Raw genomic sequence first — 23,821 nt, forward strand, 5'->3', positions numbered from 1 at the left:
CGACTCGGCGCTCAGCTTCCGCGAGTTCGCGCGGTTCGACTTCGGCGACAAGGACGTCGACCGGTGCCTGCGGCTGTCGCCGCACTACTGCAAGGGTCGTCGCCGCGGTCGCGGAGCTGAGCCGCACCGGCGAACGCTCTCCGGGAGAACGCTGACGCCCCCCCGGACACGGGCGGGGAACGGCGGCCACGGATCGCCCGTCATCCGGCGGTCATCGGACGGACAGGCTTCGCGGGCGGGGCGAGGCGGCGATCACCGGCGGGTCCTCAGGAGCCGCCGGGCCGGTCCTCCCCCGCCGGGACGGTCACGCGGTCCTCGTAGGCGTCGCGGGCACTGAGCACCTCGGGCAGGTGCGCCTGGCTCCAGTGGCAGCAGGCGTTCATCGGCTCGAGGAGCGTGTGCCCGAGCGAGGTCAAGGCGTACTCGACCCTGGGCGGGATCTCGGGGTAGGCCGAGCGGGCGACCAGCCCGTCGCGCTCCATCGCCCGCAGGGTCTCGGTGAGCACCTTCGGGGTGATGCCGCGCAGCGGCACCCGCAGCTCGGAGAAGCGCCGGGGGCCGTCCTGCAGGCATCTGATGATCTTCGGGGTCCACTTGCCGCCGATCTGGAACGGCGGGGTGCCGGGTGCGCACCCGGTGAACATGTCGGGATCGAGGGGCTCAATCACCCTCCCAGGGTACGCGCGGCCGTCGCGCCGCACACGGGGTCACTATCGTTGCGGGAACCGAGGGGGTACGGGCTACCGTCCGCGTCAGAGACCGGTGATCACGCCGGTCCCGTCGATCGGAGGCCCAGGATGAGCAGGATCGTTGTCTTCGGAGCGGGAGGGCGGGCGGGCCGCCGTACGGTCGCGGAGGCCGCCGCCCGCGGCCATCGGGTCACCGCGGTCGTCCGCGAACCGGCCCGGCACCCGGACCTGGCCGGTGACGGTGTGACCGTGGTCCCCGGCGACGTCACCGTCGCGGACAGCGTCGCGGCGGTCGCCGCCGGGCACGACGCGGCCGTCAACGCCGCCGCCCGGCTCGACGTGTCCGCGACGGAGTTCTACCGGGCCTCTACCGCCGCCCTGCTGGACGGTCTGGCGCGGGCCGGCGTCGGCAGGCTGGTGGCGATCGGCATCGGCACCACCCTGGAGACCGCGCCCGGGGTGCCGCTCCACAGCACGCCCGGTTTCCCGGCGGAGGCACGCGACTTCTCGCTGGGACACGCGGCGGAGCTGGACGCCCTGCGCGCGGCGGGCACCGCGGTCGACTGGGTGGTGCTCGCCCCGCCGGCGGTCCTCCTCGACGAGAGGGCCGCGCGCACCGGCCGGTACCGGACCGGCGACACCCGGCTGCTGCCCTCCGACGAGGGCGCGCCCCCGTTCTCCTTCGCCGACCTCGCGGTCGCGGTCGTCGACGAGATCGAGACCCCGAAGCACCACCGGGCACTGGTCGCCGTGGCGTACTGAACCGTGGCGTACCGAACCAGCGGTCTCCCGGCGCTGGACCGGCCGCCCCGGGCCGGTGGTTCGTCAAGGTCCCCGGGGGTCACGGTCGGCTTGACCGTGGCCCCCGGGGGCTCGATCCCGGTCGATCTCAGGATCTTCCGTAGACGATGAGCATGACGGCCGCGAGGACGCTGGAGACGGCCACCGAGAGCATCACGACGGGATAGCCCATGCTCTGGCCGAGGAAGGCCGCGCCCAGGGGGCCGAGCGCCTTGGCGAGCATGATCGGAAGGGCCTGGGCTCCGGCGATGGTCGCATAGGCCGCGGCCCCGTACCTCTCCGCGACCAGTACGGGACGCGCGAGGGTGCCCACCCCGAACCCGATCCCGAAGGCGATCACGCAGGTGACGGCACCGGCCCCGCTCCCGCCGAGCAGCGGCAGGGACGCCGCGGCGACGGCCTGCAGGAGGAAGACGGCGGCGGTGACCGCGGCGGCCGGGAAGCGCCGGTGGAGACCGGTGGTGACGAGCCTGCCGGTGACCGACAGGACGCCGAGCAGGCCGGTGACGAGGGCGGCGAACGTCGGGGGATGTCCCAGCTCGGTGAGGTAGGCGAGCAGGTGGACGGCGACGATCGCGACGGCCGCGGTGTGCGCGACGAACGCGACGGCCAGCAGCCAGAAGGCCCGCCCGCGCATCGCCGGGCGAAGACCGGTGCCACCCGGCCGCTCCTCCCCCTCCGCCCGGCCGGGGCTCCCGGCGCCGGGGGGCCTGCGTACGAAGAATGCGTGCAGCGGGATGGTGGTCACGGCGTGGATGACGGTGAGCACGACCAGGGCCGTACGCCAGCCGTGGCGATCGACCAGCAGCCCGGTGAGGGGCAGGAAGACGCTGGAGGCGAACCCGGCCACCAGGGTGACGGCCAGCAGGGCGCTGGAGCGGCGGCCGGGATCGAACCAGGAGACGACGATCGCCAGCGCCGGTTCGTAGAGCGTCATCGCCGAGGCCAGGCCGATGACGGCGAGGACCGCGTACAGGCCGGGCAGGCTGTCGACCCGCGACCAGGCGAACGTCGCCAGCGTGCCCGCGACCGAGCCCAGCGTCATGAGGCCGCGCCCGCCGTGGCGGTCCAGGCGGCGGCCGACCAGCGGGGCTGCCAGTCCGGTGATCAGCACGGCGAGGGTGAAGGCACCGGTGACCTGGCCTGCGGAGGCGTTCAGATCGCGCCGCATGGGGCCGAGGAAGACGGCGAACGCGTAGTAAAGAATGCCGTAGCCGACGGTCTGCGTTATGGCCAGGGCGATGACGAGACGCCATCCCGGGGAGATCCGAGGCTGTTCACGCTGTTGTCGGGCGGTCACACGCGGTGCTCACCTCCACGCTTTCGTGTCCCGGCCGGTACGCGCGAATTCGCGCTCGCGCCTGCACGGGAAAACCTGTTCACGTCTCGTTCATCGGCGAATCCCGGACGGAGGACCGATTCGCGGGGACCCTCGCGAAAGCGGGCTGAAACCCCTGGTGAAACGGCCTATCACATGATCACCGATATGCGCCGCCCGCCACCGGACGCGCACCTCGCGGGGGCGGCTAAACACCCCGCCCAACGCGAAATCAATGACGAGCATATTGTTCGCCGGGCAATTGCCGGAGTCAATGAATCGTCAAAACAATGTGACAGAAATCACATCTTGCTTTTCGGCCCACCGAGGCCGGTAATTACAATTGTTCGCTTTTCTCGCCGATGCCGATGCCGATGCCGATGCCGATGCCGGTGTACGGTGAGCGTCGTGGTACGACCCGTCTCTTGTCTCTCACGGGACTCGACCGGGCGGCGACGGCACCCGGGGCGCGATCCCGCGCTCAGTGCACCACCGCGTTGGCGTCCCGGCTCACCACGGCGAGCACCCCGTCGATCTCGGAGAGCGCCGTGGTGAGCTCCGCTGTCGAGCCGACGCCGTGCACGGTGAGCCAGAGCGAGACGGTCTCCGGGCTCTGCCCCTCGGTGCGCTGGCCGACGGACAGCTCGTCCACGCCGAATCCCCGGCGCGTGCATTCGGCCAGTGCGAGCCGCAGCACGCCCCGCCCGTCGAGATAGGTCAGATTGAGCCGCGAGGGCGCGTACTTGGACCGGGGGAGCACGTCGGCCAGCGGCGTGAGGACGAACACCGTCACGAAGTATCCCGCGGTCACGACGATCGCGAGCAGCCACAGCCCGGCCCCCGCCGCCATGCCCACCCCGGCGGTGAGCCAGACCGCCGCGGCGGTGGTGAGGCCCCGGACCGCGTCACCCCGGACGAATATCAGGCCCGCCCCGATGAAGCCGATGCCGGACACGATCTGGGCGGCCACCCGGGACGGGTCGAGGGTGACGTGCTCCCCCAGGACATCGTAGAAACCGTATTTCGAGACCAGCATCATCAGGGCGGCGGCGAAGCCGACCAGGGTGTAAGTGCGCAGGCCCGCGCTCTTCAGGCGGACCTCCCGCTCGAGACCGATCACGGCCGAGAGCACGAAGGCGAGGACCAGCGCCCCCACCTGCGCCCAGCCCTGTCCGGCGAGCTCACCGAGAGGTGCCATCACCACCACCCCCGGCCCGGGTTCCGGCCCCGGCCTCTGTCCCAGTCCCAGTCCGGGTTCGGGTTCCGGTCACAGTCCGGGTCCGGGTCCGGGCTCCGGTCGCAGTCCCGGTTCGGGTCCAGGTTCCGGTCCGGGCCCACGTTTCGGGCCGGGTGAAGGCGTGCCCGTACCCGGTTACGCCGCCTCGGCGGCCTGGCCGGCCTGCCGCAGGGCGGGAGATCGCGGCTGTTCCGACAGGTAGTGGCCGACTCCGACGACGAGCGCGACGGGCCATTCGATGACTCCCAACGCTCCCAGCGCGCCCAGCACCCCGTAGAAGACCAGCCGGTTCGGCGGCGGCAGGGTCAACGTGCCGATCACCGGCACGGTGATGTGCGGCGACGGCCGTTCCCCGTTCGCGCGGGCACGTGTCTCCCCGTCCGCCCGGGCACGCGTCCTGCCGTTCGAAGCGGTGCTGGTTGTCCTGGCCATGGCAGCCTCCGTGAATCACGACACATCCCGCCAATCCCCGGCATCGAACGACCCGTAACACCGTTTGACCAGGACTTTGCCGCTCCGGCCGGGCCCAGGCCACCGGCGGTCACCGAAAGAACAAGCACGGCCCGGCATACCGCGAATTGCCGGTTCCCGGCCCGCCGGACCGGATCGCGAACCATCGGCCCATGACCCACGGCCCACGCCCATCGGACCGGTACGCAAAAGGCCACCGGAAGAACGAGCACGGCCCGTCCCGCGGGGAAGGCGGGACGGGCCGTCTGGGAGTTCAGGCCGCTACGGGGTGGCCTTGTCGGGGCGCTCGGAGACGCGGATGCTGTTGAGCACGGTGTCGCCGGTCCGCTTGGCGAACCGCACGTTGAGCTGGCCGTCGGTGACCTTCACCGTGTACTGCCGGGTGGTGGCGACGTACGCGCCGGTCTCCAGGGCGAGGTCCAGCGCGGGGATCGCCAGCTGGCCCTCGACGATGACGTCGAAGACGCGCTGGCCCTCACGCTTGCCCCGGGTCTCGGCGAAGCCCAGCTCGACGGCGTAGGTGCCGTTGGGCACCTGGTCGAACCGGTACTCCAGCATCCCCTCGCGGACGCTCCTGAACAGCGCCTGCTCGGTGGTGCCGGTGATCGTCCTGGTCGTCGTGTTCGTCTTGGTGCTGGTGCCGACGTAGCCGTGACCGCCGGTGCTGTGCTTGCGGTCGGCGGTCCAGCGGTCGCCCGCGGTGTCGACGACGTCCCTGGTGCCGCCCACCTCCACGGCGACCTGGTGCTTGGGCACCACGACCGTCACGGCGATCTCGATCTGCGGGTCGCGGCCGCTCGCCGAGCGGACCAGCAGCTTGCCGGTGCGTACGGTGCCCGGCGGGACGCCCGCGCTGGAGGCGGTCACCCTCAGCGTCACCGACGCGCCCTTGGCGAGCTGGCCGGTGGCGGGGGTCACGCTCAGCCAGCCCTGGGCGGGGTCGGTCACCACGGTGTAGGCCGTGGAGACCCCCAGGTTGGACAGTTCGACCGTGCCCGTCCTGGTGGTCTCCGCCGGTTGCACCAGGGTCAGCTCGGCGACCGAGGCCGTCACCCGGCCGGTGGCGAGCGCGGTGTCGGCCCGGGTCACGCCCCCGGCGGTGACGGTGACCTCCTGGGTGAAGGTGCCGTAGTTCTCCTTGGAGACCTCGACCTGGTAGTCGCCCAGCAGGATCTGCCCGAGGAACCTGCCGTCCGCGCCGGTGGTGAAGGTCGCCACGTCGCCGACCTTCACCGTCGCGCCCGCCAGCGGCTCGCCGTCGTTGGCGTCGGTGACGACGCCGGTCAGCAGCCCGTGCCGGCTCGCGGTGAAGGTCAGGCTCTGGCCGTCGCCGATCGCGGCGCTGTTGAAGGAGTACTGCAGCGCGTCGGTGCCGTCGGCGTTCTCGATGCCCACCGTGGCGCCGATCCCGGCGTCGCGCTCGCTGTCGACGCTGTCGTAGCGGTACCCGACCGACCCGTTCTCGCCGAGCAGGGCCGAGAACGAGACGCGCTGGGTGGCGTCGGCGTAGAAGCGGGCGTTGCGCCACTCGACGACGAAGGTCCGGTTCGGCGCGGTCCCGAGGGTGGCGGTGTAGATCCCGGACTGGTCGTCCAGCACGAGGTCGTCCCAGAAGGCGTAGACGGCCGCGTTGGGCGCGGCGGAGGCGGGCAGGGTCACGTTGCCCGCCAGGGCGGCGCTGTCCTTGAAGGCGAGGAACCCGTTGGTGCTCACCCAGGCGCCGGTGTAGCCGGTGCCGTAGAACGGGAAGGTGAACGGCAGCGTGATCTGCTGGACCGCGTCGTCGCCGGTGAGCGTGCTCTTGGCGGTGCCCGCGACGTACGCCTCGGCGGCGCTGTCACAGGTGTAGCCGAAGGAGTCGGTACGGCGCGGCAGGTCGACGTCCTTGGCCAGGTCGCCGGCCACCGTGATCGGCACGGTGAGCTCTCCCGCGCACCGGGAGCCGGGGGTGACCTTCAGCTGGTAGTCGCCGGTCGGCAGCGTGAGCCGATAGCGGCCCGCCGCGTCGGCGACCGCGGTGACCGGGGTGCCCACCGCGGTGAGCGTGGCGCCCGGCTCGGGGGCGCCCGCGGCGGTGACCGTGCCGGAGACCGTGCCCGAGGACAGCTGCGTCAGCGACACGTCCTCGGTGGCCGTCTGGTCGGACACGACGGTGACGGCCGCGGCGGCGTCGGCGTACCCGAACTTCTTCACGGTGAGCTGGTAGTCGCCCGCGAGCAGGCGGGGCAGCTCGTACGTCCCGTCCTGGGCGGTGGTGGTCGTGCGGTTCAGCGGGCCGGTGACGGTGACGGTCGCCGCGGCGAGCGGCGCGCCGCCGGAGGTGACGGTGCCGCCCAGCCCGCCGAGCGCGGCGGAGGGGGTGGCCTGGACCGCCGCGAACGTGTCGAGCCTGCCCTCGCCCCAGATGTTGTTGTCCGCGGCGGTGCCGCCGCAGCGCGTGTCGTCGACGTCGATCGCGGTCCGGTCGAGCAGGTCCCGCGTGGTGGCGATGTCGCCCAGCAGGGCGGGGGAGGCCGACCACATCAGCGCGACGGTGGCCGCCAGGTGCGGCGCGGCCATCGACGTGCCGGAGTTGGACCCGTAGCCGCCGCCGGTCACGGACGAGCGCACGTTCACGCCGGGGGCCGCGAGGTTGGGCTTGATCTCGCCGTTCTCGCCGGTGCCCCGGGTGGAGAAGGTCGCGATCGCGTTGTTGACGTCGAACGCGCCCGCGCTGTAGCTGGCGACGTACTGGCCGGGCGAGCCGCTGGAGTTGCAGCCCGCGTTCGTGACGTTGCCGTTGGAGAAGACGGGGAAGATGCCCGCCGCGACCCACGCGTCGACGGTCTCCTTGTACCAGGGGTTGAAGCCGCCGCCGCCCCAGGAGTTGTTGACGACGTGCGGTGCCAGGTCGGGACGCGGGTTGTCGCCGTCCAGGTCGGTGGGCGCGAGCACCCACTGGCCGGCGGCGAGCAGCGAGGCGTCCGAGCAGGTGCTGGACTCGCAGCCCTTGACGGCGATCCACTTCGCGGCGGGGGCGACGCCGATCGTGTTGGCGCCGCCGTCGTCACCCACCATCGTGCCCATGGTGTGGGTGCCGTGGCCGTTGTTGTCGCACGGCGCGGTGCCCGAGCAGATGCCCGCCGGGTCGAACCAGTTGTAGTCGTGGTCGACACCGCCGTCGGCGCTCCTGCCTCGGTACTTGGCGGCGAGCGCGGGGTGGTCGAACTGCACGCCGGTGTCGATGTTGGCCACGACGATGCCCTCGCCGCGGACGCCGAGCTCGTTCCAGACCCGGGGGGCGTTGACGCGGTCGATGTTCCACTCGATCGCGTCGACCTTCGCCACCTCCTTGCCGGGCAGCGGCTCGGGCACCTTGGTGACCTGGCTGGGTTCGATCCGCTCCACCTCGGGCCGCTTGGCGATCTCCTCGGCCAGCTTGGCGTCGCCGGTCACCTGGATGGCGTTCGCGATCCAGAAGGGGGTGAAGTCGACGCTCTCGGCGGTGAGGAACCTGCGCAGGCCCGCCTGCGAGGAGGCGGCGAGCTCGGTCTTGGCCCGGAAGACCTGCGCGGCCTTCTCGGTCTTGGTCTTCGCCCTGCGAGCCGCGCCGAGGTCGGCGTCGCTGTTCAGGCGTACCCAGAAAGTGGCCTTGTCGTCGGCGGCCAGATCCGCCAGGACGGTCTTGTCGATCTTGTCGGGGGCGGGCGCGGCCTGGGCCACTCCCTGAGGGAGCACGAGCATCAGGGCGGTGGCGATCCCGAGCAGGACCGATCGCCGGTGTCGAGGGGTGTTTGACACACGATCTCCTTCACTCCGGGCGGGAGTCTCCCGCCGGGCAGAGCGCCGTGGGATGCACACGATCTTTACAACCCACGTGGAGAATCCTGAATAGATCATGTGTAATTTTCAAGCTTTCGGGTTACTAAAAGGCCATATGTCATCAGAATTAACACGAAGGGAACGGCCTAAATAGCGAGCCGCGCCCACCGCCGCCGCACCGGATCGCACCGCCAAGGGGCCTCCACGGGGCCGGTACGGCATGTGGGCTTCACGCGATCAACCAGACGCGGGAGGATTGGCGGCGTGAACCGCACCGCTGCACGTATAGGAGTGCTCCTGCTCGCCGCCGTCGCGGTCGTGGCGGTGCTGCTCGCCCTGATGCCCCCGTCCTCCACCGGCACGTACGGCGAGGAGGACGCCCGGGCCTCCGGCGTCGCGGTGAAGAAGCTGGGCCCGCGCGACCACGAGCTCACCGTCACCTCCGCCGCGCTCGGCCGCGAGGGCAGGGTCAGGGTCCTGCTGCCCGAGAAGTGGACGCCGGACTCGGGCCCGTGGCCGGTGCTGTACCTGCTGAACGGCTGCTGCCAGTCCGACTACGACACCTGGGTGACCAAGGGAGGCGCCGCGGAGCTCACCTCGGGCTACCCCGCGCTCGTGGTCATCCCCGAGAGCGGCCCCGTCGGTTTCTACTCCGACTGGCGCGATGGTCCCGGCTGGGAGACCTTCCACCTCACCGAGGTGCGTGCCGTCCTGGAGCGCGACTACGGCGCCGGGGACCGGCGGGCGGTGGCGGGGCTGTCCATGGGCGGGTTCGGGGCGATGTCGTACGCGGCCCGCCACCCCGGCATGTTCCAGGCGGCGGCCTCCTACTCCGGGGTGCTGCACACCCGCGACGGCAACGGCGGCGTCGACTGGCTGCTCGGGCAGTACGGCGAGGAGTCCGTGAGGCTCTGGGGCCCTCCGCAGGACCCGGAGTGGGCCGCCCACAACCCGGCCGACCTCACCGGCGCGCTGCGCGGGACGCGCCTCTTCGTCTCCAGCGGCGACGGCTCCCCCGGCCCGCTGGACGACGCCTCCGAGGCGCGCGACGAGGGCGAGGCCTCCCTGCTCCTGCAGTCCGTGACCTTCGCCGAGCGGGCCAAGGCGAACGGCGCCGACGTGTCGGTCGACTTCTACGGCCCCGGCACCCACTCCTGGCCCTACTGGCGCCGCGGCCTCGAACGCTCGCTCCCCATGCTCATGGACTCCATCGGCGCGGCCGTCTGAGAACCGGCGTCACCCCCAGCCACCCCCCCCCCAAACGCCCGGCCCCGAAACGGCGCGCGCTCGAACCAGCGCACCCGAGCCGACACGTGTCCGAACCCGCGCCCCCGAACCGGCGCGCTCAAACCGGCGCGCTCGAAGCCGCGCACTCAAACCGGCGCGCCCGAACCAGCGGCCCCGCGGCCCCGAACCGACGCGTATCCGAACCGGCGCCCGCCAACCGACGCCCGCAAACCGACGCCCGCAAACCGGTGCACCTCATCTGAAGCACTAACAAACCAACGCGCTTCAGTTGGTGTATGGACAAACCAAAGCACCCAAGCTGGCGCTCCCGGTCGCGCGGAAAGTTAAGACGGGCGACTCTGGACGTTCAACTCAGACACCCCTTTCCGGTCACCCTCGTGGCTAGGTTCCAATGACACCCCAGCTCAGGGGCGTTCGCCGTATGTCTGAGGAGCCACCTTGCGAGTCCTGGCCGTTGTCCCCGCCCGTGGAGGTTCGGTGGGGGTCCCCCTGAAGAACCTGGCCGCGGTGGGCGGCAGTCCCCTGGTCGCCCGTGCGGTACGGGCCTGCGTGCGCGCCGAGCTGGTCGACGAGGTCGTGGTCAGCACCGACCACGAGGGCATCGCCGAAGTGGCCCGCGCCGCGGGCGCCACCGTGATCGACCGGCCGGGAGAGCTGAGCGGCGCGACCGCCTCCAGCGAGTCCGCCGTGCTGCACGCGCTCGACCACGTGTCCGAGGACCCCGAGGTGGTCATCCTGGTGCAGTGCACCAGCGCGTTCATCGACCCCGCCGACCTGGACAGCGCGATCTCCAAGGTCCTGGACGGCAGCGCCGACGTGGTGTTCTCCGGGCTGGAGACGCACGAGTTCCTGTGGAGCGCGAGCGGCGCGGGCGTCAACCACGACCCCTCCTACCGCCCCCGCCGCCAGGACCGCGAGCCGAACTTCCGCGAGACCGGCGCGTTCTACGTGATGCGCACCGAGGGCCTGCGCGAGCACGGCCACCGCTTCTTCGGCGCCGTCGCCGTGCAGCAGGTGCCCTCGCGCCACGCCATCGAGGTCGACACCCCCGAGGACCTGGAGATCGTCCGGGCGCTCGCGCCCTTCGTCGACGAGCCCGAGCCGATCGACGTGGACGCGGTGATCACCGACTTCGACGGCGTGCACACCGACGACCGCGCCTACGTCGACCAGGACGGCCGCGAGATGGTCGCGGTCAGCCGCTCCGACGGCATGGGCATCGCGCTGCTGCGCCGCTCCGGCGTCAAGCTGATGATCATGTCCACCGAGCACAACCCGGTGGTCGCGGCCCGCGCCCGCAAGCTCGGCGTGCCCGTCCTGCAGGGCCTGACCGACAAGCGGACCGTGCTGCGCGACTGGCTCGCCATCGAGGGGATCGACCCGGCCCGCGTCGCGTACGTCGGCAACGACGTCAACGACCTGGGCCCGATGAGCGACGTCGGCTGGCCCGTCACGGTCCCCGACGCCCACCCCAAGGTCCGCGCCGCCGCCAGGACCGTGCTGACCCGGGCCGGAGGGGCCGGGGCCGTACGGGAGCTGTGTGACAGGGTCCTCGCGGCCCGCCCGCTGGAGGAGGTCGCCGCCGCTCCCGCGCCCCGCGCCGAGCTGCGGCTCACCCCGGTCGCCAAGCCCGTCCAGATCGGCGAGTCGCTGGTCGGCTCCGGCCAGCCGGTCTACATGATCGCCGAGATCGGCATCAACCACAACGGCGACCTGGACATCGCGCGCAAGCTGATCGACGTGGCCGCCGAGGCGGGCTGCCAGGCGGTCAAGTTCCAGAAGCGCACGCCGGAGATCTGCGTGCCGCTGGAGCAGCGCGGCCAGATCCGGCAGACGCCGTGGGGCGAGATGACCTACATGGAGTACAAGATCAGGACCGAGTTCGGCCTGAAGGAGTACACCGAGATCGCCAAGCACTGCCAGGAGCGCGGCCTGGACTGGTTCGCCTCCCCGTGGGACGTGCCGTCGGTGGAGTTCCTGGAGTCGATGGACGTGGTCACCCACAAGATCGCCTCGGCCAGCGTGACCGACCTGGAGCTGCTGCGCGCGCTCGCCTCCACCGGCAAGCCGCTCATCCTGTCCACCGGCATGTCCACGCTGGAGGAGATCGACCAGGCGGTGGAGATCCTCGGCACCTCCAGGCTGGTGATGATGCACGCCACCTCCACCTACCCCCTCCCCCCGGAGGAGGCCAACCTCCGCGCGATCGTCACCCTCCAGGAGCGGTACGGCGTGCCGGTCGGCTACTCCGGCCACGAGCGCGGCCTGCAGATCTCGCTCGCGGCGGTGACCCTGGGCGCGGTGACCGTGGAGCGGCACATCACGCTCGACCGCACCATGTGGGGCTCCGACCACGCGGCCTCGCTGGAGCCGGCCGGGCTGGAGCACCTGGTCCGCGACATCCGGATCATCGAGACCGCGCTGGGCGACGGCGTCAAGCGGGTCTTCCCCGGCGAGGAGGCGCCCAAGTCGCGCCTGCGCCGCGTCACCGTGTGACCTTCGGCCCGCTCCTCCGATCGGGAAGCCACGTCGTACGAACATCCGAACCGGGAATGGGAAGAACAACTTGATCAAGCTGTCCGTCGTCGTCCCGGTGCGGGACGCGGAGGCCTACATCGGTGACGCGCTGACCTCGCTGGTCAGGAACGCGCGCCGGGACTTCGAGTTCATCGTGGTGGACGACGGATCCGCGGACGCGACCGGGCAGATCGTCGAGGACTTCCGCGACGACCTGCCCGGCCTGGTCGTGCTGCACAACGACGCGCCGGTCGGGCTCGCCGACGCGCGCAACCTCGGGGTCTCGCTGGCCTCCGGCCGCTACCTGACGTTCATGGACGGCGACGACTGGCTCGCGCCCGGCTACCTGGGGGACCTGGTCGGGGCGATCGAGCGGCTCGGCTGCGACTTCGTCCGGGTCGACCACGTCCAGGCCGAGGGCAGGAAACGGGTGATCCACCGGGCGCCGCTCGCCACCCGGGAGGTGGTGCTGAAGCCGCGCGACCACATCCTGCCCGCCCGGTCGAAGACCATGGTCGACTACCCGTACGCCTGGGCGGGGATCTACCGCCGCGACCTCGGCGAGCTGCTGACCTTCCCCGGGCACCTGCACACCGCCGAGGACAGGCCGTGGATCTGGCGGCTGCACCGCGCCGCGGCCTCGTTCGCGGTGGTGTCGCTGGCCGGGCTGTTCTACCGGCGGATGGTGGCGGGCTCGCTGACGCAGATCGGCGACGCCAGGCAGCTGCACTTCTTCGACGCCTTCGACCTGGTCTTCGAGGGCCTGGAGGAGGAGTTCGCGCCCAAGGCCGTGCGGATGTTCCGCGCGCTCCTCGCCCACCACCTGGAGATGGGCGAGCGGTTCTCCCCCGAGCTGCGCGCCCGCTTCGAGGAGCGCGGCGCCGCGACCCTGAGGCGGTTCCCCGAGGACCTGCTCGCCGAGACCCGCCTGGATCCGGAACGCGACCAGATCCTGCAGAGACTCCTGGAGCGCTGATGACGCAGCTGTTCTACGCCTCGACCCTGTTCGGCGCGATGACGCTCGCGGCGGCGATCGACGACGGCCGCTTCGGCCCCCGCGAGGGGCGCCGGATCCTGCTGGTCTCCAACAACGCGGCCATCCCGGAGATCACCCCGTCCCTGGACGAGACCCCCGGGTTCGCCGCGCTGCGCCCGCGCTTCGACGAGATCCACTCGTGGAACGAGATCGTGGCCCCGCTGCACCCCTCCGACTGGAAGGCCCGCGTCATCGAGGTGCCGATGCTGAGCCGCCTGGTCGGCTCGTATCTGTCCCTGGGCGCCGGGCCCGCCGAGCTGATCCTGGAGTCCATCGCGGTCCCCCCGGCCAGGACCCTGGGAGGGCTGGTCAAGGACTGCCCGATCTCGGTGTACTCCGACGGCCTGATGAGCTACGGCCCGACCCGCGACCCGCTGCCGCTGGAGATCTCCGGCCGGATCACCCGCCTGCTCCACCTCGACCTGGTCCCCGGCCTGACGCCGCTGCTGCTGTCGGAGTACGGGGTCCCCGCCGAGACCGTCCCCGACCGGGCCTTCCTCGACGTGATCGGGAAGGTCGGCGGGGAGACCGGCGACGCGCCCTCGGGCCGGGCGATGATCCTCGGGCAGTACCTGTCCGCCCTCGACCTCGTCACCCCCGAGGAGGAGGCGGGGCTGCACGCCGACATGCTGCGCGGCCTCGCCGCCCGGGGGTTTCGCGAGGTGCTGTTCAAGCCCCACCCGGCCGCGGGCCGCGAGCACGCCCGGCGGCTGCGCGAGACGGCCGCCGAGCTGGGCGTCGGGCTGGACGTGGTGGCGGAGACCGTACCCGCGGAGTCGTGTTTCGCCGAGCTGCGGCCCGAGCTCGTGGTCGGCTGCTTCTCCACCGCCCTGATCACCGCGAGCCGCTACTTCGGGCTCCCGGTGGCGACGGTGGGCGGCGAGCTGGTCCTGGAGCGGCTCACCCCGTACGAGAACAGCAACCGGATCCCGGCCACCGTCACCGACGCCCTGCTGCCGCGCCTGTCGCCGGACGGCTCGCTGGAGGAACCGCCGCCGGTGGACCTTCCCGCCCTGGTTGGCGCGGTCGGCTACTGCATGCAGTCCGAGGTGCATCCGGGGCTGCGCGAGAGCGCCGCGGCCTATCTGGAGGAGCACGGCCCGGCCCGCTACTTCAAGCGCCAGCGCCTCGGCGCCCTGGACCTGATCACCCCCCGGGCCGCCGCGGCCCAGGAGCGGAGCACCCTGAGCAGGCTCCGCCGCCGCCTGTCGAAGGCGTTCCCCTAACCCCCGGCCAACCCCCGGCCCGCTCCCGGCACCGGCGCGCGCTCGTGCCGGCCGCCCGTGCCCCCCGCCCGTGGCGCCGGCTTCGGGGAGGATCGCCCCCCTCCCGAAGCCGGCGGCCACCCTTCCCGGCCGGGCGCCTCGAAAGTCCCCGGCCGAACGCCTTGGGAGTTCCTAGCCGAGCGCCTTGAGGTAGCGGCGCATCCGGCGTTTGGCTCGGTAGCCGACGCGCAGCACGTTCGGCGGGACCTCCACGCGCATGCGGGCGCGACGGCGGGCGGCGGCGAACTCGGGACCTTCGAGCAGGGACCTCGCCGGGACGAGACGCCCGGAGCGGGCCTGCCCGACCAGGGAGACCATCCGCGAGACCCAGTCGCTCTCGCCGCCGGGATGGAAGTAGTTGACCTTGCACCAGCCGTCGTCCGGGTCCAGGAAGCGCCCGGCCGTGAGGTCGTCGAGGGTGCCGAGCAGCCCGCTGTCCTCGAAGACCAGGTTGATCATCTCGGCGCCCACCCCGAAGTCCGACAGCACCAGGAGCGGCACCTCCTGGGCGATCGCCTCCAGCGCGGCGGTCGAGCTGACGGTGACGAACCCGGCCGCGTGGGCCAGGTGCTCGTGCATGGGACCCACCGCGAAGCGCACGGCCGCGGCGCGCACCCGGCCCTCCTCGGCGAGCGACTGCCACAGGCGCTGGTAGTGGTAGCGCTCGTTGTGGGTCTGGCGCTCGGTGTCCAGGGCGCGGAGCTTGACGACGATGTCAAGGTCCGGGCGGCGTCCGGCCAGCTCGGCCAGGGAGAGCAGGACGCGCTCGCGCTCCTCCCTGCGCCTGGGCACCTTGGCCTGGGTGGCGAACACCACCCGGTCGCGCGGCCCGGTGGCGGGGACCTCCGCGTCACCGCGCAGGAACGGCAGCCGGGCGAGCCCGATCTGGCCGCCCCCGCCCAGCCGGGCGCCGATCTCGGAGAACTCCTCGACCTCCCGGCCGCTGTGCAGCACGAACAGGTCGCACCCGCTGCGGAACAGCCACGCCTTCTCGGTGGCGGGGACGGAGATGCCCGGCAACCCCGAGACGAACACCGGCCTGGGTCGCAGCCCGGCCAGCACGTCCCCGGCCAGCACGTCCACCACGGGCCCCGTACAGGCGACGAGCACCACGTCGGGCCTGAAGCGCTCCGCGGCCCGGCGCAGCGCGCGGGCCGACAGCACGGGCGGGTCGGCCGCCGAACCGTCGACGGCGGCGTGGATCTGCGCCGTCGACGGGGTGATGGGGGTACGGATGACCGCCAGCTCCGTCTCGCAGCCCGAGGGCAGGTCCCTCAGCAGGCAGGCCGCCCACTTCAGGTAGGAGTCGGAGTCGGCCACGGCCAGGACCTTCAAAGAGAACCTCCGGCGGGGAATCCCCGGTTTCGTACGGTTTTCACGCGGTTTCGTGAGTGGAGAGGCGTCCCACGAGCGGCGAGCCCGCCGGGCGTCGGCCACGGGGTCATGGCCCGCTGACTCCCGTGTCGTGATGGGCGAACCGCGACAGGTGGGAGCGGAGTGAGGGGGCCGCCTCGGCCGTCCACCACTCGTCGGGGACGTCCACCGTCTCCACGGCGACGCCCCGGGCCGAGAGCAGGACCCGCAGGGAGGTGACCGCGGTGGACGGCAGGCTGAGCACCCGCTGCTCGGCGGCGAGCCCGCGCAGGGTCATCTCGGCGGGGGTCCCGCCGTCGTAGACGGTGATCCCCGGCTGCTCCCCGACCCGGACGAGGTCGTCGGGATCCTCGCGGCGGTGCGGGAAGTAGGCCACCGGACCGTCCGAGCCGAGCCCGGCGAGCCAGGTGAAGTAGGGATCGCGGTGGATCAGGCCGTTGCGGACCAGCGAGGTGCCGAGGACGACGGTGCGCTCCTCGGGACGGGGCCCGCGCAGCGGCTGGGACCGCAGCCAGGCGAAGTCGTGGGTGACCAGCTCGGTTCCCCCGGCGCGTACGGCCTTCGCCAGGTCGGGGGGCACGGGCAGCGCGGTGAAGATCGACAGCCGTCCCGAGCGGGCGGCGGCGCGCAGCCTGAGCCCGGCCGCAGCGCCGAGGGCGGTCCTCAGCCTGCCGACCTTCGCCCGCGCCCGCAGCAGGGGCGTTCCCAGCCTGCCGGTGAGCAGTTCCAGGAGCCTGATGGTGGCGAGACCGTCGTCGACGATCACGATCCGGCCGGGGAGCGCGGTGAGCCAGCGGAACTGGACCTTGCCGGAGAAGGCGTCGCCCACCACCCAGGTCTCGCCCCGGCGCGGCCGGGGCATGTCCGGCCTGGCCGCGGTGAGCTCCAGCCCGCTGGGCAGGGTGAGACGGCCCAGCTCGCGCCCCGTCACGGCGAGCGGGCGCAGCTTCGCCCTGGGCACGAGATGGCTGCGGGCACCGAGCAGCCCGGCATGGTGGGCCTCCACCGCGCAGAGCATCTGCAGCGGTGACTCCACCCAGGCAACGGCCGAACCCTGATCCCGCGCGTGGTCTCGGCCGTCCTCCACGCCGGGCGATGACCCGTTCACGACTGCCACAACCTAACCCGGTGTCCTTAAGCGCCCGGGAACTGCGGGTGAACAGCCGACCACGCGCACCTGTTGATGATCATTCGGGCTTTACCTCCGCACGCGGCGGGGCCTGAGGGAAAGCGTGTTCCTTTACGTGACACCTTTACCTTCAGGAGGTCGTAGGGCCCTGCCGGGCGCATCTCTTTACCTTCCGGGCGAAGAGGCCCTTGCGCCCCCCTTCGCCAGCGGCCTGAGCTGCGAAAACCCCCTGAACACGGGCTTGGAGCGACCGGATCCGGCACGCCGGCTCCGCCCCTCCCATGGGAGAACCCCTACCATCCGAATACTTTTTACTATCGAAAACATGTTCGACATCTGACCGGGTGTGCCGCTTTTGGCCAGGACCTCACTCGCGCGTCATAGCACCCTCCGGCCGGCGGCTCGCGGGCGGGTCGGGAAAACCCGGATCGCCGCGCAGGCAGGGGATCCCGGCACCGGCGGGCCGTCTCCCCGCCCGCCGGGAAGAGCCGCGACGAGGGCCGCCCGACCCCACCCCTCCGGCCGGACGGCACCGTGCAACACCTCCCCCGTTCACACGTATTCCCAAGTCAGGGCAATATGTCCTACTTGTAATCGTCTGTCCCCCTGACGTACCTTCGTCCTGTTCATGGCAATTGCCTAGGTCTATCCAGGTCTGTGCATTGCCGTCACATTGCCCGACCGTGTTCCACCCGGCGGAGAACCTTCCGCCACCGGTGAGCACGGCCGCCGAATCCGCGAGGTCTGCGGAACCGGGGAACCACGTTCCTGGGGTGAATCAGCGCACTGTGCGCCGTAGGGCACTTCCCAGCCCGAACCCGTCAGCTAACCCGGTAGGCGGAATGGAAGCGAAGCAAGGAGTCGAACCCCCGTATGACCCATCGCCTCATCTCCACTCCCCGCGCGGCATGCGCCATCATGGGCGCGTGCGTCGCCCTGGCGACCGGCACCACCGGCACCGCGCTGGCCGACGGCCACGGCGTCGTGAACGCTCCGCCCGTCGACACCCAGGCACAGGCCGCCAAGACCGCGAAGACCCCCCTCCAGATCGTGGCCGAGAGGCTCCCCAAGGTCTCCGCCGCGAAGGTCCTGGACATCGCCTCCAAGCAGATCGGCGTCCGCGAGAACGCCCAGGGCGGCGGCACCAAGTTCCACTCCTGGTACATGTCGAGCCCCCGCGCCAAGGAGACCCTCGCCCGCGACGGCGGCCGTACCGTGTACGACTACGCCAACGCCCCCTGGTGCGCGATGTTCGTCTCCTGGGTCGGCGAGATGGCCGGCATCCGCCCCACGATGGGCTGGGACGCCTACACCGTGGCCCACGCCAGGTGGTTCAAGAACAACGGGCACTGGGGCACCATCCCCACCCCCGGCGCCGTCGTCTACTTCGACTGGGCCGGTGGCAAGACCATCGACGGCATCGACCACGTCGGCTTCGTGAAGAAGGACAACGGGGACGGCACGATCACCACGATCGAGGGCAACACCGGCAACGGCGACGTCGAGCAGCGCGTCCGGCCCGTCTCCGAGGTCGTCGGCTACGGCTACCCCGTCTACTCCAACTAGACCCTCGCACGCGAGGAGCCACGTCCCGGAAACGGCCACCCCGTCTCCTGCGACTAACCCCGCCCCCGCGAGGGCACCGCGCACGCGAGAAGTCATGTCCCGAAAACGGCTACCCCGTCCCATCCGGCCGACGACGGATCCTCTCCCGGCCCCCGCCGTCTAACGGCGGCCCCGCCGGTGAACGTCGACCCGGTCCACACACTCCCGGGGCGGTGCTCGATCGAGCACCGCCCCGGGAGCGTTTCACGTCCGTCCCCTCCGCCTTGACACCCCTTGACAGCCCTTCGCCGAGGGTGTGCCCCCCGGCCCCGAGCGACGGCCCCGCCCCGCGCGGACACGAAATGCCCCGACTGTATGTCCGTGAGATGGGAGCGCTCCCAATCACCCTGATGAGACGTTTGTGCTGGTTTCGCGCTGATAGTCCTGCCTAAAACGGCCGGATGTAACGGTTGAGTTTCGGCATATTGACGTCCTGGTTGCCCATCGTCCACTCTTCGTGGGAGCGCTCCCAAAGCACATTGAGGAACGACCTCGTCACGAGGACCGCGTTTGTCGGGGACTGGTCCGCGATGTCGCCTCCCAATGATTCGGGCGACCACCTGAGAGGGGTCCGGAATGTTGAACAACAAGCGGCACGGCAAGCTCGCCGCCGTCGCGGTCATGGCGGCCACCGCCCTGGCCATCACGTCGTGCAGCTCCAGCGAGCCAGCCGCGCCCGCCGCGAACGGCGGCTCCGCCGCGGCAGCCGAGCCGGTGACCATCACCGTGCACACCTTCGGCGGCGGCGAGAACTTCGGCTACGACAAGGCCGTGGAGACGTGGAACGCGGCGCACCCGAACATCCAGGTCAAGTACCAGAACCTGACCGACCGGTTCGAGGACGTCTACCTCCCGCAGCTGCTCCAGCGCCTGCAGGCCAACAGCGGCGCGGCCGACATCATCGCCCTGGACGAGGGCGCGATGGGCCTCATGAAGGCCCGCCCGCAGTTCTTCACCGACCTGGCCGAGTACGGGCTGGACAGCCGCAAAGCCGACTTCCCCGCGGCGAAGTGGGAGAACGGCGTCAACGCCGACAACAAGCTCTTCGCCCTGGGCACCGACATCGGCGGCATGACCATGTGCTACCGCAAGGACCTGTTCGAGAAGGCGGGCCTGCCCACCGAGCGCGAGGAGGTCGGCAAGCTCTGGCCGGACTGGAACGCCTTCAAGGCGATCGGCGAGAAGTTCAAGGCCGCCAACCCCGGCAAGACCGACCCCAAGTTCATCGACGGCCCCAACACGCTCTACAACGTGATCCTGTCGCAGGAGGCGCCGAAGAACGGCAACGTCAACTACTTCGACAAGAACAACCAGCTCATCATCGAGACCAACCCGGCCGTCAAGACCTCCTTCGACACGGTGAAGAGCTTCAGCGAGGCGGGCCTGACCGCCAAGCTCGCCTCGTTCACCCCGCCGTGGAACGCCGCGATCAAGAAGGGCGCCTTCGCGACCATGGGCTGCCCGGCCTGGATGCTCGGCGTGGTCTCCGGCGCGGCCGGTGACGACAACAAGGGCAAGTGGGACGTCGCGTCCGTGCCCGGCGGCGCGGGCAACTGGGGCGGCTCCTACCTGGCCATCCCCAAGCAGAGCAAGCACCCCAAGGAGGCCGCCGAGGTCCTGAACTACCTCACCGGCAAGGAGGGCCACGTCATGGCCTTCCAGGAGGCCGCGGCCTTCCCGAGCTCCCTCACCGCGCAGCAGGACCCGGCGGTCGCCGACCTGAAGAACCCGTTCTTCAACGACGCGCCGACCGGCCAGATCTTCGGCGCCTCGGTCAAGGACCTGCTGCCCGTCTTCCTCGGCGAGAAGCACGCCCAGGTCAAGTCCTCGGTGGAGAAGGTGCTCGAGGGCATGGACCAGGGCTCGGTCCCCTACGACCAGGCCTGGACCAAGTTCCTCGAGGCCGGCGTCAAGGCAGCGGGCTGATCCCCGTACCGACCCGCATCGGCCCGGCTGCGGTGATCCCGCGGCCGGGCCGGTCGCCTGCCCCCGCTGAAAGGTTCCGCCGATGACACTGCACGTCGACTCCCCGGCCGCCCCTCCACGACCTGGCCCCGGCCGGTCGCCGGGGCGCCGCAGACCGGAGCGGGGCGGTGGATGGGCCCGGTTCGACCTCCGGGCGACCCCCTACTTCCTCGTCTCCCCGTACTTCCTGCTCTTCGCCGTCTTCGGCATCTTCCCGCTCGGCTACACCCTCTGGGTCTCGCTGCACGAGTGGGAGCTCGCCGGGGACAAGACCCTCGTCGGCCTCGACAACTACGTCGAGCTGATCACCGACGAGGCCTTCTGGAACGCGGTGATCAACACCCTCGGCATGTTCGTCATGTCGACGGTCCCGCAGCTCGTGCTCGCCCTGCTGCTGGCCAACGCGCTCAACAAGCGCATCCGGGGACGGCTCTTCTTCCGCCTCGGCGTGCTGCTGCCGCTGATCACCTCCGTGGTCGCCGTCGCGGTGGTCTTCACCCAGCTCTACGGGCGCGACTACGGCATGATCAACTGGTTCCTGAGCCTCTTCGGGGTCGACGCGATCAACTGGCAGAACGAGAAGTGGTCCTCGTGGATCGCGATCTCCACGATGATCGACTGGCGCTGGACCGGCTACAACGCGATCATCCTGCTCGCCGCCATGCAGACCATCCCCAAGGATCTCTACGAGGCCGCCTCCATCGACGGCGCCTCGCCCAGGCGGCAGTTCTGGCAGATCACCATCCCGATGCTGCGCCCGACGATCGTCTTCGTCGTGTTCATCTCCACCATCGGCGGCCTGACGCTGTTCACCGAGCCGGTCATGTTCGACGGCAACCCGACGATGAGCGGCGGCTCCACCGGCCAGTACCAGACCGTGGCGATGTTCATCGTCAAGGAGGCGTTCCGCGACTTCGACTTCGGCTACGCGGCGGCCGCCTCGTGGCTGCTGTTCGCGCTGATCCTCATCGGGACGCTCGTCAACTACTCCTTCACCCGCCGTATCGGGGGTTCCAAGTGACGGTCACCCAGCTCCGGCGACCTCCCGCGCAGCACTCCCGGCGCCCCTCGGGCCCGCAGGCCGCGCGGAACCACATCTGGGACGCCGGCCCCATGACGAAGGTCGTGCTGGCCTTCGCCCTCGTGCTGTCGGCGTTCCCCATCTACTACATGTTCATCATGGCCACCCGGACCAACGAGGAGGCCATCGACGTACCGCCGCCGCTGCTCCCCGGCGGCCACCTCGGCGAGAACATCGCGCGGCTGCTGTCCACCGAGGACGCCTACTTCATGACGGGCCTGATCAACTCGGCCATCGTCTCGGTCACCGTGACCGTCTCGGTCGTGCTGATCTCCACGCTGGCCGGGTTCGCCTTCGCCAAGCTCCGCTTCCGGGGCAGCAGGATCCTGCTGGGCCTGATCCTGGTGACGATGATGGTCCCGCTCCAGCAGATGGGCGTCGTGCCGTTGTACGAGCTGATGGTCACGCTCGGCTGGACCGGCCAGCTGAAGGCGGTCATCCTGCCCTTCCTGGTCAACGGCTTCGGGGTCTTCATGATGACCCAGTACGCCACCCAGGCGGTGCCGGACGAGCTGGTCGAGGCGGCCCGCGTCGACGGCGCCTCCACCATGCGCATCTACGTGAACGTCATCCTCCCCGCGCTCCGGCCGGGCATGGCGGTGCTCACCCTCCTGGTCTTCATGCAGACCTGGAACGAGTTCATGTGGCCGCTGATCGTGCTGAACCCGGACAACCCGGTGGTTCAGACGTCGATCGCCGCGCTCAACCAGGCCCACGGCACCGACTACGTGATGCTGTTCACCGGCACCGCGGCGTCGGTCCTGCCGCTGTTCATCGTTTTCATCGCGTTCGGCCGCCAGATCGTCGGCGGACTCATGGAAGGTGCGGTCAAGGCGTGACCACGCAAGAGACGAGGATTCAGACCCCGGATCTGATGTTTCCGACGAACTTCGTCTGGGGCGCGGCCACCTCCGCCTACCAGATCGAGGGCGCTGTCGCGGAGGACGGCCGAGGCCGTTCCATCTGGGACACCTTCGTCAAGCAGCCGGGACGGGTGGTGAACGGCGAGCACGCCGACACCGCCATCGACCACTACAACCGCTACCGGGACGACGTGCGGGTGATGGCCGAGCTCGGCCTCAGCGCGTACCGCTTCTCCGTCTCCTGGCCCCGGATCCAGCCCGACGGGCGCGGCGCCGTCAACCCGGGGGGCATCGACTTCTACAGCCGCCTGGTCGACGAGCTCCTCTCCCGGGGCGTCGACCCGTGGGTGACGCTCTACCACTGGGACCTGCCCCAGTCCCTGGAGGACGCGGGCGGCTGGCCGGCACGGGACACGTCGAAGCGCTTCGCCGACTACGCGGCGGCCGTGCACGACGCGCTGGGCGACCGGGTCCGCAACTGGAGCACGGTCAACGAGCCCTGGTGCTCGGCGTTCCTCGGGTACGCCTCGGGCGAGCACGCCCCCGGCCGGCGCGAGCCCGACAAGGCCGTGTACGCCGCCCACCACCTCCTGCTCGCGCACGGCCTGGCCGCGCAGGCGATCCGGGCCCAGCGGCCCGAGACCGTCATCGGCGGCTGCGTCAACCTGTACGCGATCTCGGCCCAGACCTCCTCCGAGGCCGACCAGGACGCCGCCCGCCGCATCGACGGGCTGCAGAACCGCTTCTTCCTGGACGCCCTGCTCAAGGGCGAGTACCCGGCCGACGTCCTGGAGGACCTCGGCCGGCCCGCGGGTCTCGTCCACGACGGGGACATGGAGGTCATCTCGACGCCGCTGGACAAGCTGCTGATCAACTACTACAGCCGCTTCACCGTCTCGGGCACCCCGGGCGGCGCCGCGTCGGCCGCGGCGGCGCCCACCGACTCCGGGTCGCCCTGGGTCGGCAGCGAGCACGTGTCGTTCGTCGGGGGCGGGCGGCCCGTGACCGCGATGGGCTGGGAGATCGACCACGCGGGACTGCTGGAGATCCTGCACCGGCTGGCCGCCGAGTACCCGCGCGTCCCGCTGGTCATCTCCGAGAACGGCGCGGCCTTCGACGACGTCGTGGGCCCCGACGGTGTCGTCCACGACCGCGACCGGGTGGACTACTTCGACGCCCACCTGCGCACCTGCCACGCCGCGATCGAGGCGGGGATCCCGCTGGAGGGCTACTTCGCCTGGTCGCTGATGGACAACTTCGAGTGGGCGTGGGGGTACGGCAAGCGGTTCGGGCTGGTCCACGTCGACTACGAGACCCAGGTCAGAGTTCCCAAAGAGAGCGCTCTCTGGTATGCCGGGACCATCAGGCGTGGAGGCCTGAGCGGTCCGGCAGAATAGGGGCCGGGAAATTCACCACTGGGG

The 23,821-nt window shown here is 70.9% G+C and carries 17 protein-coding genes and 1 riboswitch; of the genes, 10 read left to right on the plus strand and 7 right to left on the minus strand.

What is annotated here, in order from left to right:
* Nucleotides 1-266: 266 nt before the first annotated feature.
* Nucleotides 267-668 (minus strand): winged helix-turn-helix transcriptional regulator, encoded by a 402-nt coding sequence (locus tag ABT053_RS00720; protein WP_350966689.1) that lies wholly within the window; start codon nucleotides 666-668, stop codon nucleotides 267-269.
* Nucleotides 669-797: 129 nt separating this feature from the next.
* Between ABT053_RS00720 and ABT053_RS00725 the strand changes: the two genes are divergently transcribed.
* Nucleotides 798-1,451, plus strand: coding sequence for an NAD(P)-dependent oxidoreductase (locus ABT053_RS00725; protein ID WP_350966690.1), 654 nt, complete (start codon nucleotides 798-800; stop codon nucleotides 1,449-1,451).
* 127 nt (nucleotides 1,452-1,578) lie between these two features.
* Here ABT053_RS00725 and ABT053_RS00730 read toward each other — a convergent pair whose 3' ends face one another.
* The 4 genes from ABT053_RS00730 to ABT053_RS00745 form a co-directional block, all read right to left on the minus strand.
* Nucleotides 1,579-2,790: an MFS transporter gene (locus tag ABT053_RS00730; RefSeq protein ID WP_350966691.1), complete on the minus strand. Its 1,212-nt coding sequence runs from the start codon at nucleotides 2,788-2,790 to the stop codon at nucleotides 1,579-1,581.
* A 499-nt stretch (nucleotides 2,791-3,289) separates the two neighbouring features.
* Entirely contained in the window at nucleotides 3,290-4,006 is a 717-nt protein-coding gene (locus ABT053_RS00735) for an MgtC/SapB family protein (protein WP_350966692.1), read from the minus strand.
* 174 nt (nucleotides 4,007-4,180) lie between these two features.
* Entirely contained in the window at nucleotides 4,181-4,477 is a 297-nt protein-coding gene (locus tag ABT053_RS00740) for a hypothetical protein (RefSeq protein WP_350966693.1), read from the minus strand.
* Nucleotides 4,478-4,777: 300 nt separating this feature from the next.
* Nucleotides 4,778-8,296, minus strand: coding sequence for an NIDO-like domain-containing protein (locus tag ABT053_RS00745; RefSeq protein ID WP_350966694.1), 3,519 nt, complete (start codon nucleotides 8,294-8,296; stop codon nucleotides 4,778-4,780).
* 285 nt (nucleotides 8,297-8,581) lie between these two features.
* On the opposite strand from ABT053_RS00745, the gene ABT053_RS00750 reads away from it, so the two are divergent.
* The 4 genes from ABT053_RS00750 to ABT053_RS00765 all read left to right on the plus strand — a co-directional run bounded on the left by ABT053_RS00750 (nucleotide 8,582) and on the right by ABT053_RS00765 (nucleotide 14,344).
* Complete coding sequence (locus ABT053_RS00750; RefSeq protein WP_350966695.1) at nucleotides 8,582-9,544, plus strand: alpha/beta hydrolase; 963 nt, start codon at nucleotides 8,582-8,584, stop codon at nucleotides 9,542-9,544.
* A 459-nt stretch (nucleotides 9,545-10,003) separates the two neighbouring features.
* Nucleotides 10,004-12,061 (plus strand): N-acetylneuraminate synthase family protein, encoded by a 2,058-nt coding sequence (locus tag ABT053_RS00755; RefSeq protein WP_350966696.1) that lies wholly within the window; start codon nucleotides 10,004-10,006, stop codon nucleotides 12,059-12,061.
* 70 nt (nucleotides 12,062-12,131) lie between these two features.
* Nucleotides 12,132-13,058: a glycosyltransferase family 2 protein gene (locus ABT053_RS00760; protein WP_350966697.1), complete on the plus strand. Its 927-nt coding sequence runs from the start codon at nucleotides 12,132-12,134 to the stop codon at nucleotides 13,056-13,058.
* Nucleotides 13,058-14,344, plus strand: a complete 1,287-nt coding sequence (locus ABT053_RS00765) for an alpha-2,8-polysialyltransferase family protein (RefSeq protein ID WP_350966698.1) — start codon at nucleotides 13,058-13,060, stop codon at nucleotides 14,342-14,344. The genes ABT053_RS00760 and ABT053_RS00765 overlap by 1 nt, the downstream gene beginning before the upstream one ends.
* 171 nt (nucleotides 14,345-14,515) lie before the next feature.
* On the opposite strand, the gene ABT053_RS00770 is transcribed toward ABT053_RS00765, so the two are convergent.
* Together ABT053_RS00770 and ABT053_RS00775 are read right to left on the minus strand one after the other, a co-directional pair.
* On the minus strand, nucleotides 14,516-15,718 hold the full coding sequence (locus tag ABT053_RS00770; protein WP_350966699.1) for a DUF6716 putative glycosyltransferase: 1,203 nt from the start codon (nucleotides 15,716-15,718) through the stop codon (nucleotides 14,516-14,518).
* A gap of 106 nt (nucleotides 15,719-15,824) precedes the next feature.
* Nucleotides 15,825-16,793 carry a hypothetical protein gene (locus ABT053_RS00775; RefSeq protein ID WP_350966700.1) on the minus strand — a complete coding sequence of 323 codons (969 nt, stop codon included), beginning with the start codon at nucleotides 16,791-16,793 and terminating at the stop codon, nucleotides 15,825-15,827.
* An 810-nt stretch (nucleotides 16,794-17,603) separates the two neighbouring features.
* Nucleotides 17,604-17,741, plus strand: a riboswitch (cyclic di-AMP (ydaO/yuaA leader).
* 18 nt (nucleotides 17,742-17,759) lie between these two features.
* On the opposite strand from ABT053_RS00775, the gene ABT053_RS00780 reads away from it, so the two are divergent.
* The 5 genes from ABT053_RS00780 to ABT053_RS00800 all read left to right on the plus strand — a co-directional run bounded on the left by ABT053_RS00780 (nucleotide 17,760) and on the right by ABT053_RS00800 (nucleotide 23,797).
* Nucleotides 17,760-18,452 carry a CHAP domain-containing protein gene (locus ABT053_RS00780; RefSeq protein ID WP_350966701.1) on the plus strand — a complete coding sequence of 231 codons (693 nt, stop codon included), beginning with the start codon at nucleotides 17,760-17,762 and terminating at the stop codon, nucleotides 18,450-18,452.
* Between the two features lie 615 nt (nucleotides 18,453-19,067).
* A complete protein-coding gene (locus ABT053_RS00785) occupies nucleotides 19,068-20,417 on the plus strand; it encodes an ABC transporter substrate-binding protein (protein WP_350966702.1) in 1,350 nt (449 codons plus the stop codon).
* Nucleotides 20,418-20,499: 82 nt separating this feature from the next.
* Complete coding sequence (locus tag ABT053_RS00790; RefSeq protein ID WP_350966703.1) at nucleotides 20,500-21,477, plus strand: carbohydrate ABC transporter permease; 978 nt, start codon at nucleotides 20,500-20,502, stop codon at nucleotides 21,475-21,477.
* 92 nt (nucleotides 21,478-21,569) lie between these two features.
* The gene (locus ABT053_RS00795; RefSeq protein ID WP_350966704.1) at nucleotides 21,570-22,376 is read left to right on the plus strand and encodes a carbohydrate ABC transporter permease; all 807 of its coding nucleotides are present in this window, start codon (nucleotides 21,570-21,572) and stop codon (nucleotides 22,374-22,376) included.
* A gap of 35 nt (nucleotides 22,377-22,411) precedes the next feature.
* Nucleotides 22,412-23,797, plus strand: coding sequence for a GH1 family beta-glucosidase (locus ABT053_RS00800; RefSeq protein ID WP_350966705.1), 1,386 nt, complete (start codon nucleotides 22,412-22,414; stop codon nucleotides 23,795-23,797).
* Nucleotides 23,798-23,821: the final 24 nt, after the last annotated feature.

This window comes from Streptosporangium sp. NPDC002524 (genome assembly GCF_040295985.1).
GTDB lineage: Bacteria > Actinomycetota > Actinomycetes > Streptosporangiales > Streptosporangiaceae > Streptosporangium.

What these genes read in the sequence shown, in the direction of transcription:
- ABT053_RS00780 (WP_350966701.1), top strand. Translation starts at nt 17,760, where the DNA reads ATGACCCATCGCCTCATCTCCACTCCCCGCGCGGCATGCGCCATCATG.
- ABT053_RS00735 (WP_350966692.1), bottom strand. Translation starts at nt 4,006, where the DNA reads ATGGCACCTCTCGGTGAGCTCGCCGGACAGGGCTGGGCGCAGGTGGGG.
- ABT053_RS00785 (WP_350966702.1), top strand. Translation starts at nt 19,068, where the DNA reads ATGTTGAACAACAAGCGGCACGGCAAGCTCGCCGCCGTCGCGGTCATG.
- ABT053_RS00790 (WP_350966703.1), top strand. Translation starts at nt 20,500, where the DNA reads ATGACACTGCACGTCGACTCCCCGGCCGCCCCTCCACGACCTGGCCCC.
- ABT053_RS00765 (WP_350966698.1), top strand. Translation starts at nt 13,058, where the DNA reads ATGACGCAGCTGTTCTACGCCTCGACCCTGTTCGGCGCGATGACGCTC.
- ABT053_RS00740 (WP_350966693.1), bottom strand. Translation starts at nt 4,477, where the DNA reads ATGGCCAGGACAACCAGCACCGCTTCGAACGGCAGGACGCGTGCCCGG.
- ABT053_RS00795 (WP_350966704.1), top strand. Translation starts at nt 21,570, where the DNA reads ATGACGAAGGTCGTGCTGGCCTTCGCCCTCGTGCTGTCGGCGTTCCCC.
- ABT053_RS00725 (WP_350966690.1), top strand. Translation starts at nt 798, where the DNA reads ATGAGCAGGATCGTTGTCTTCGGAGCGGGAGGGCGGGCGGGCCGCCGT.
- ABT053_RS00800 (WP_350966705.1), top strand. Translation starts at nt 22,412, where the DNA reads ATGTTTCCGACGAACTTCGTCTGGGGCGCGGCCACCTCCGCCTACCAG.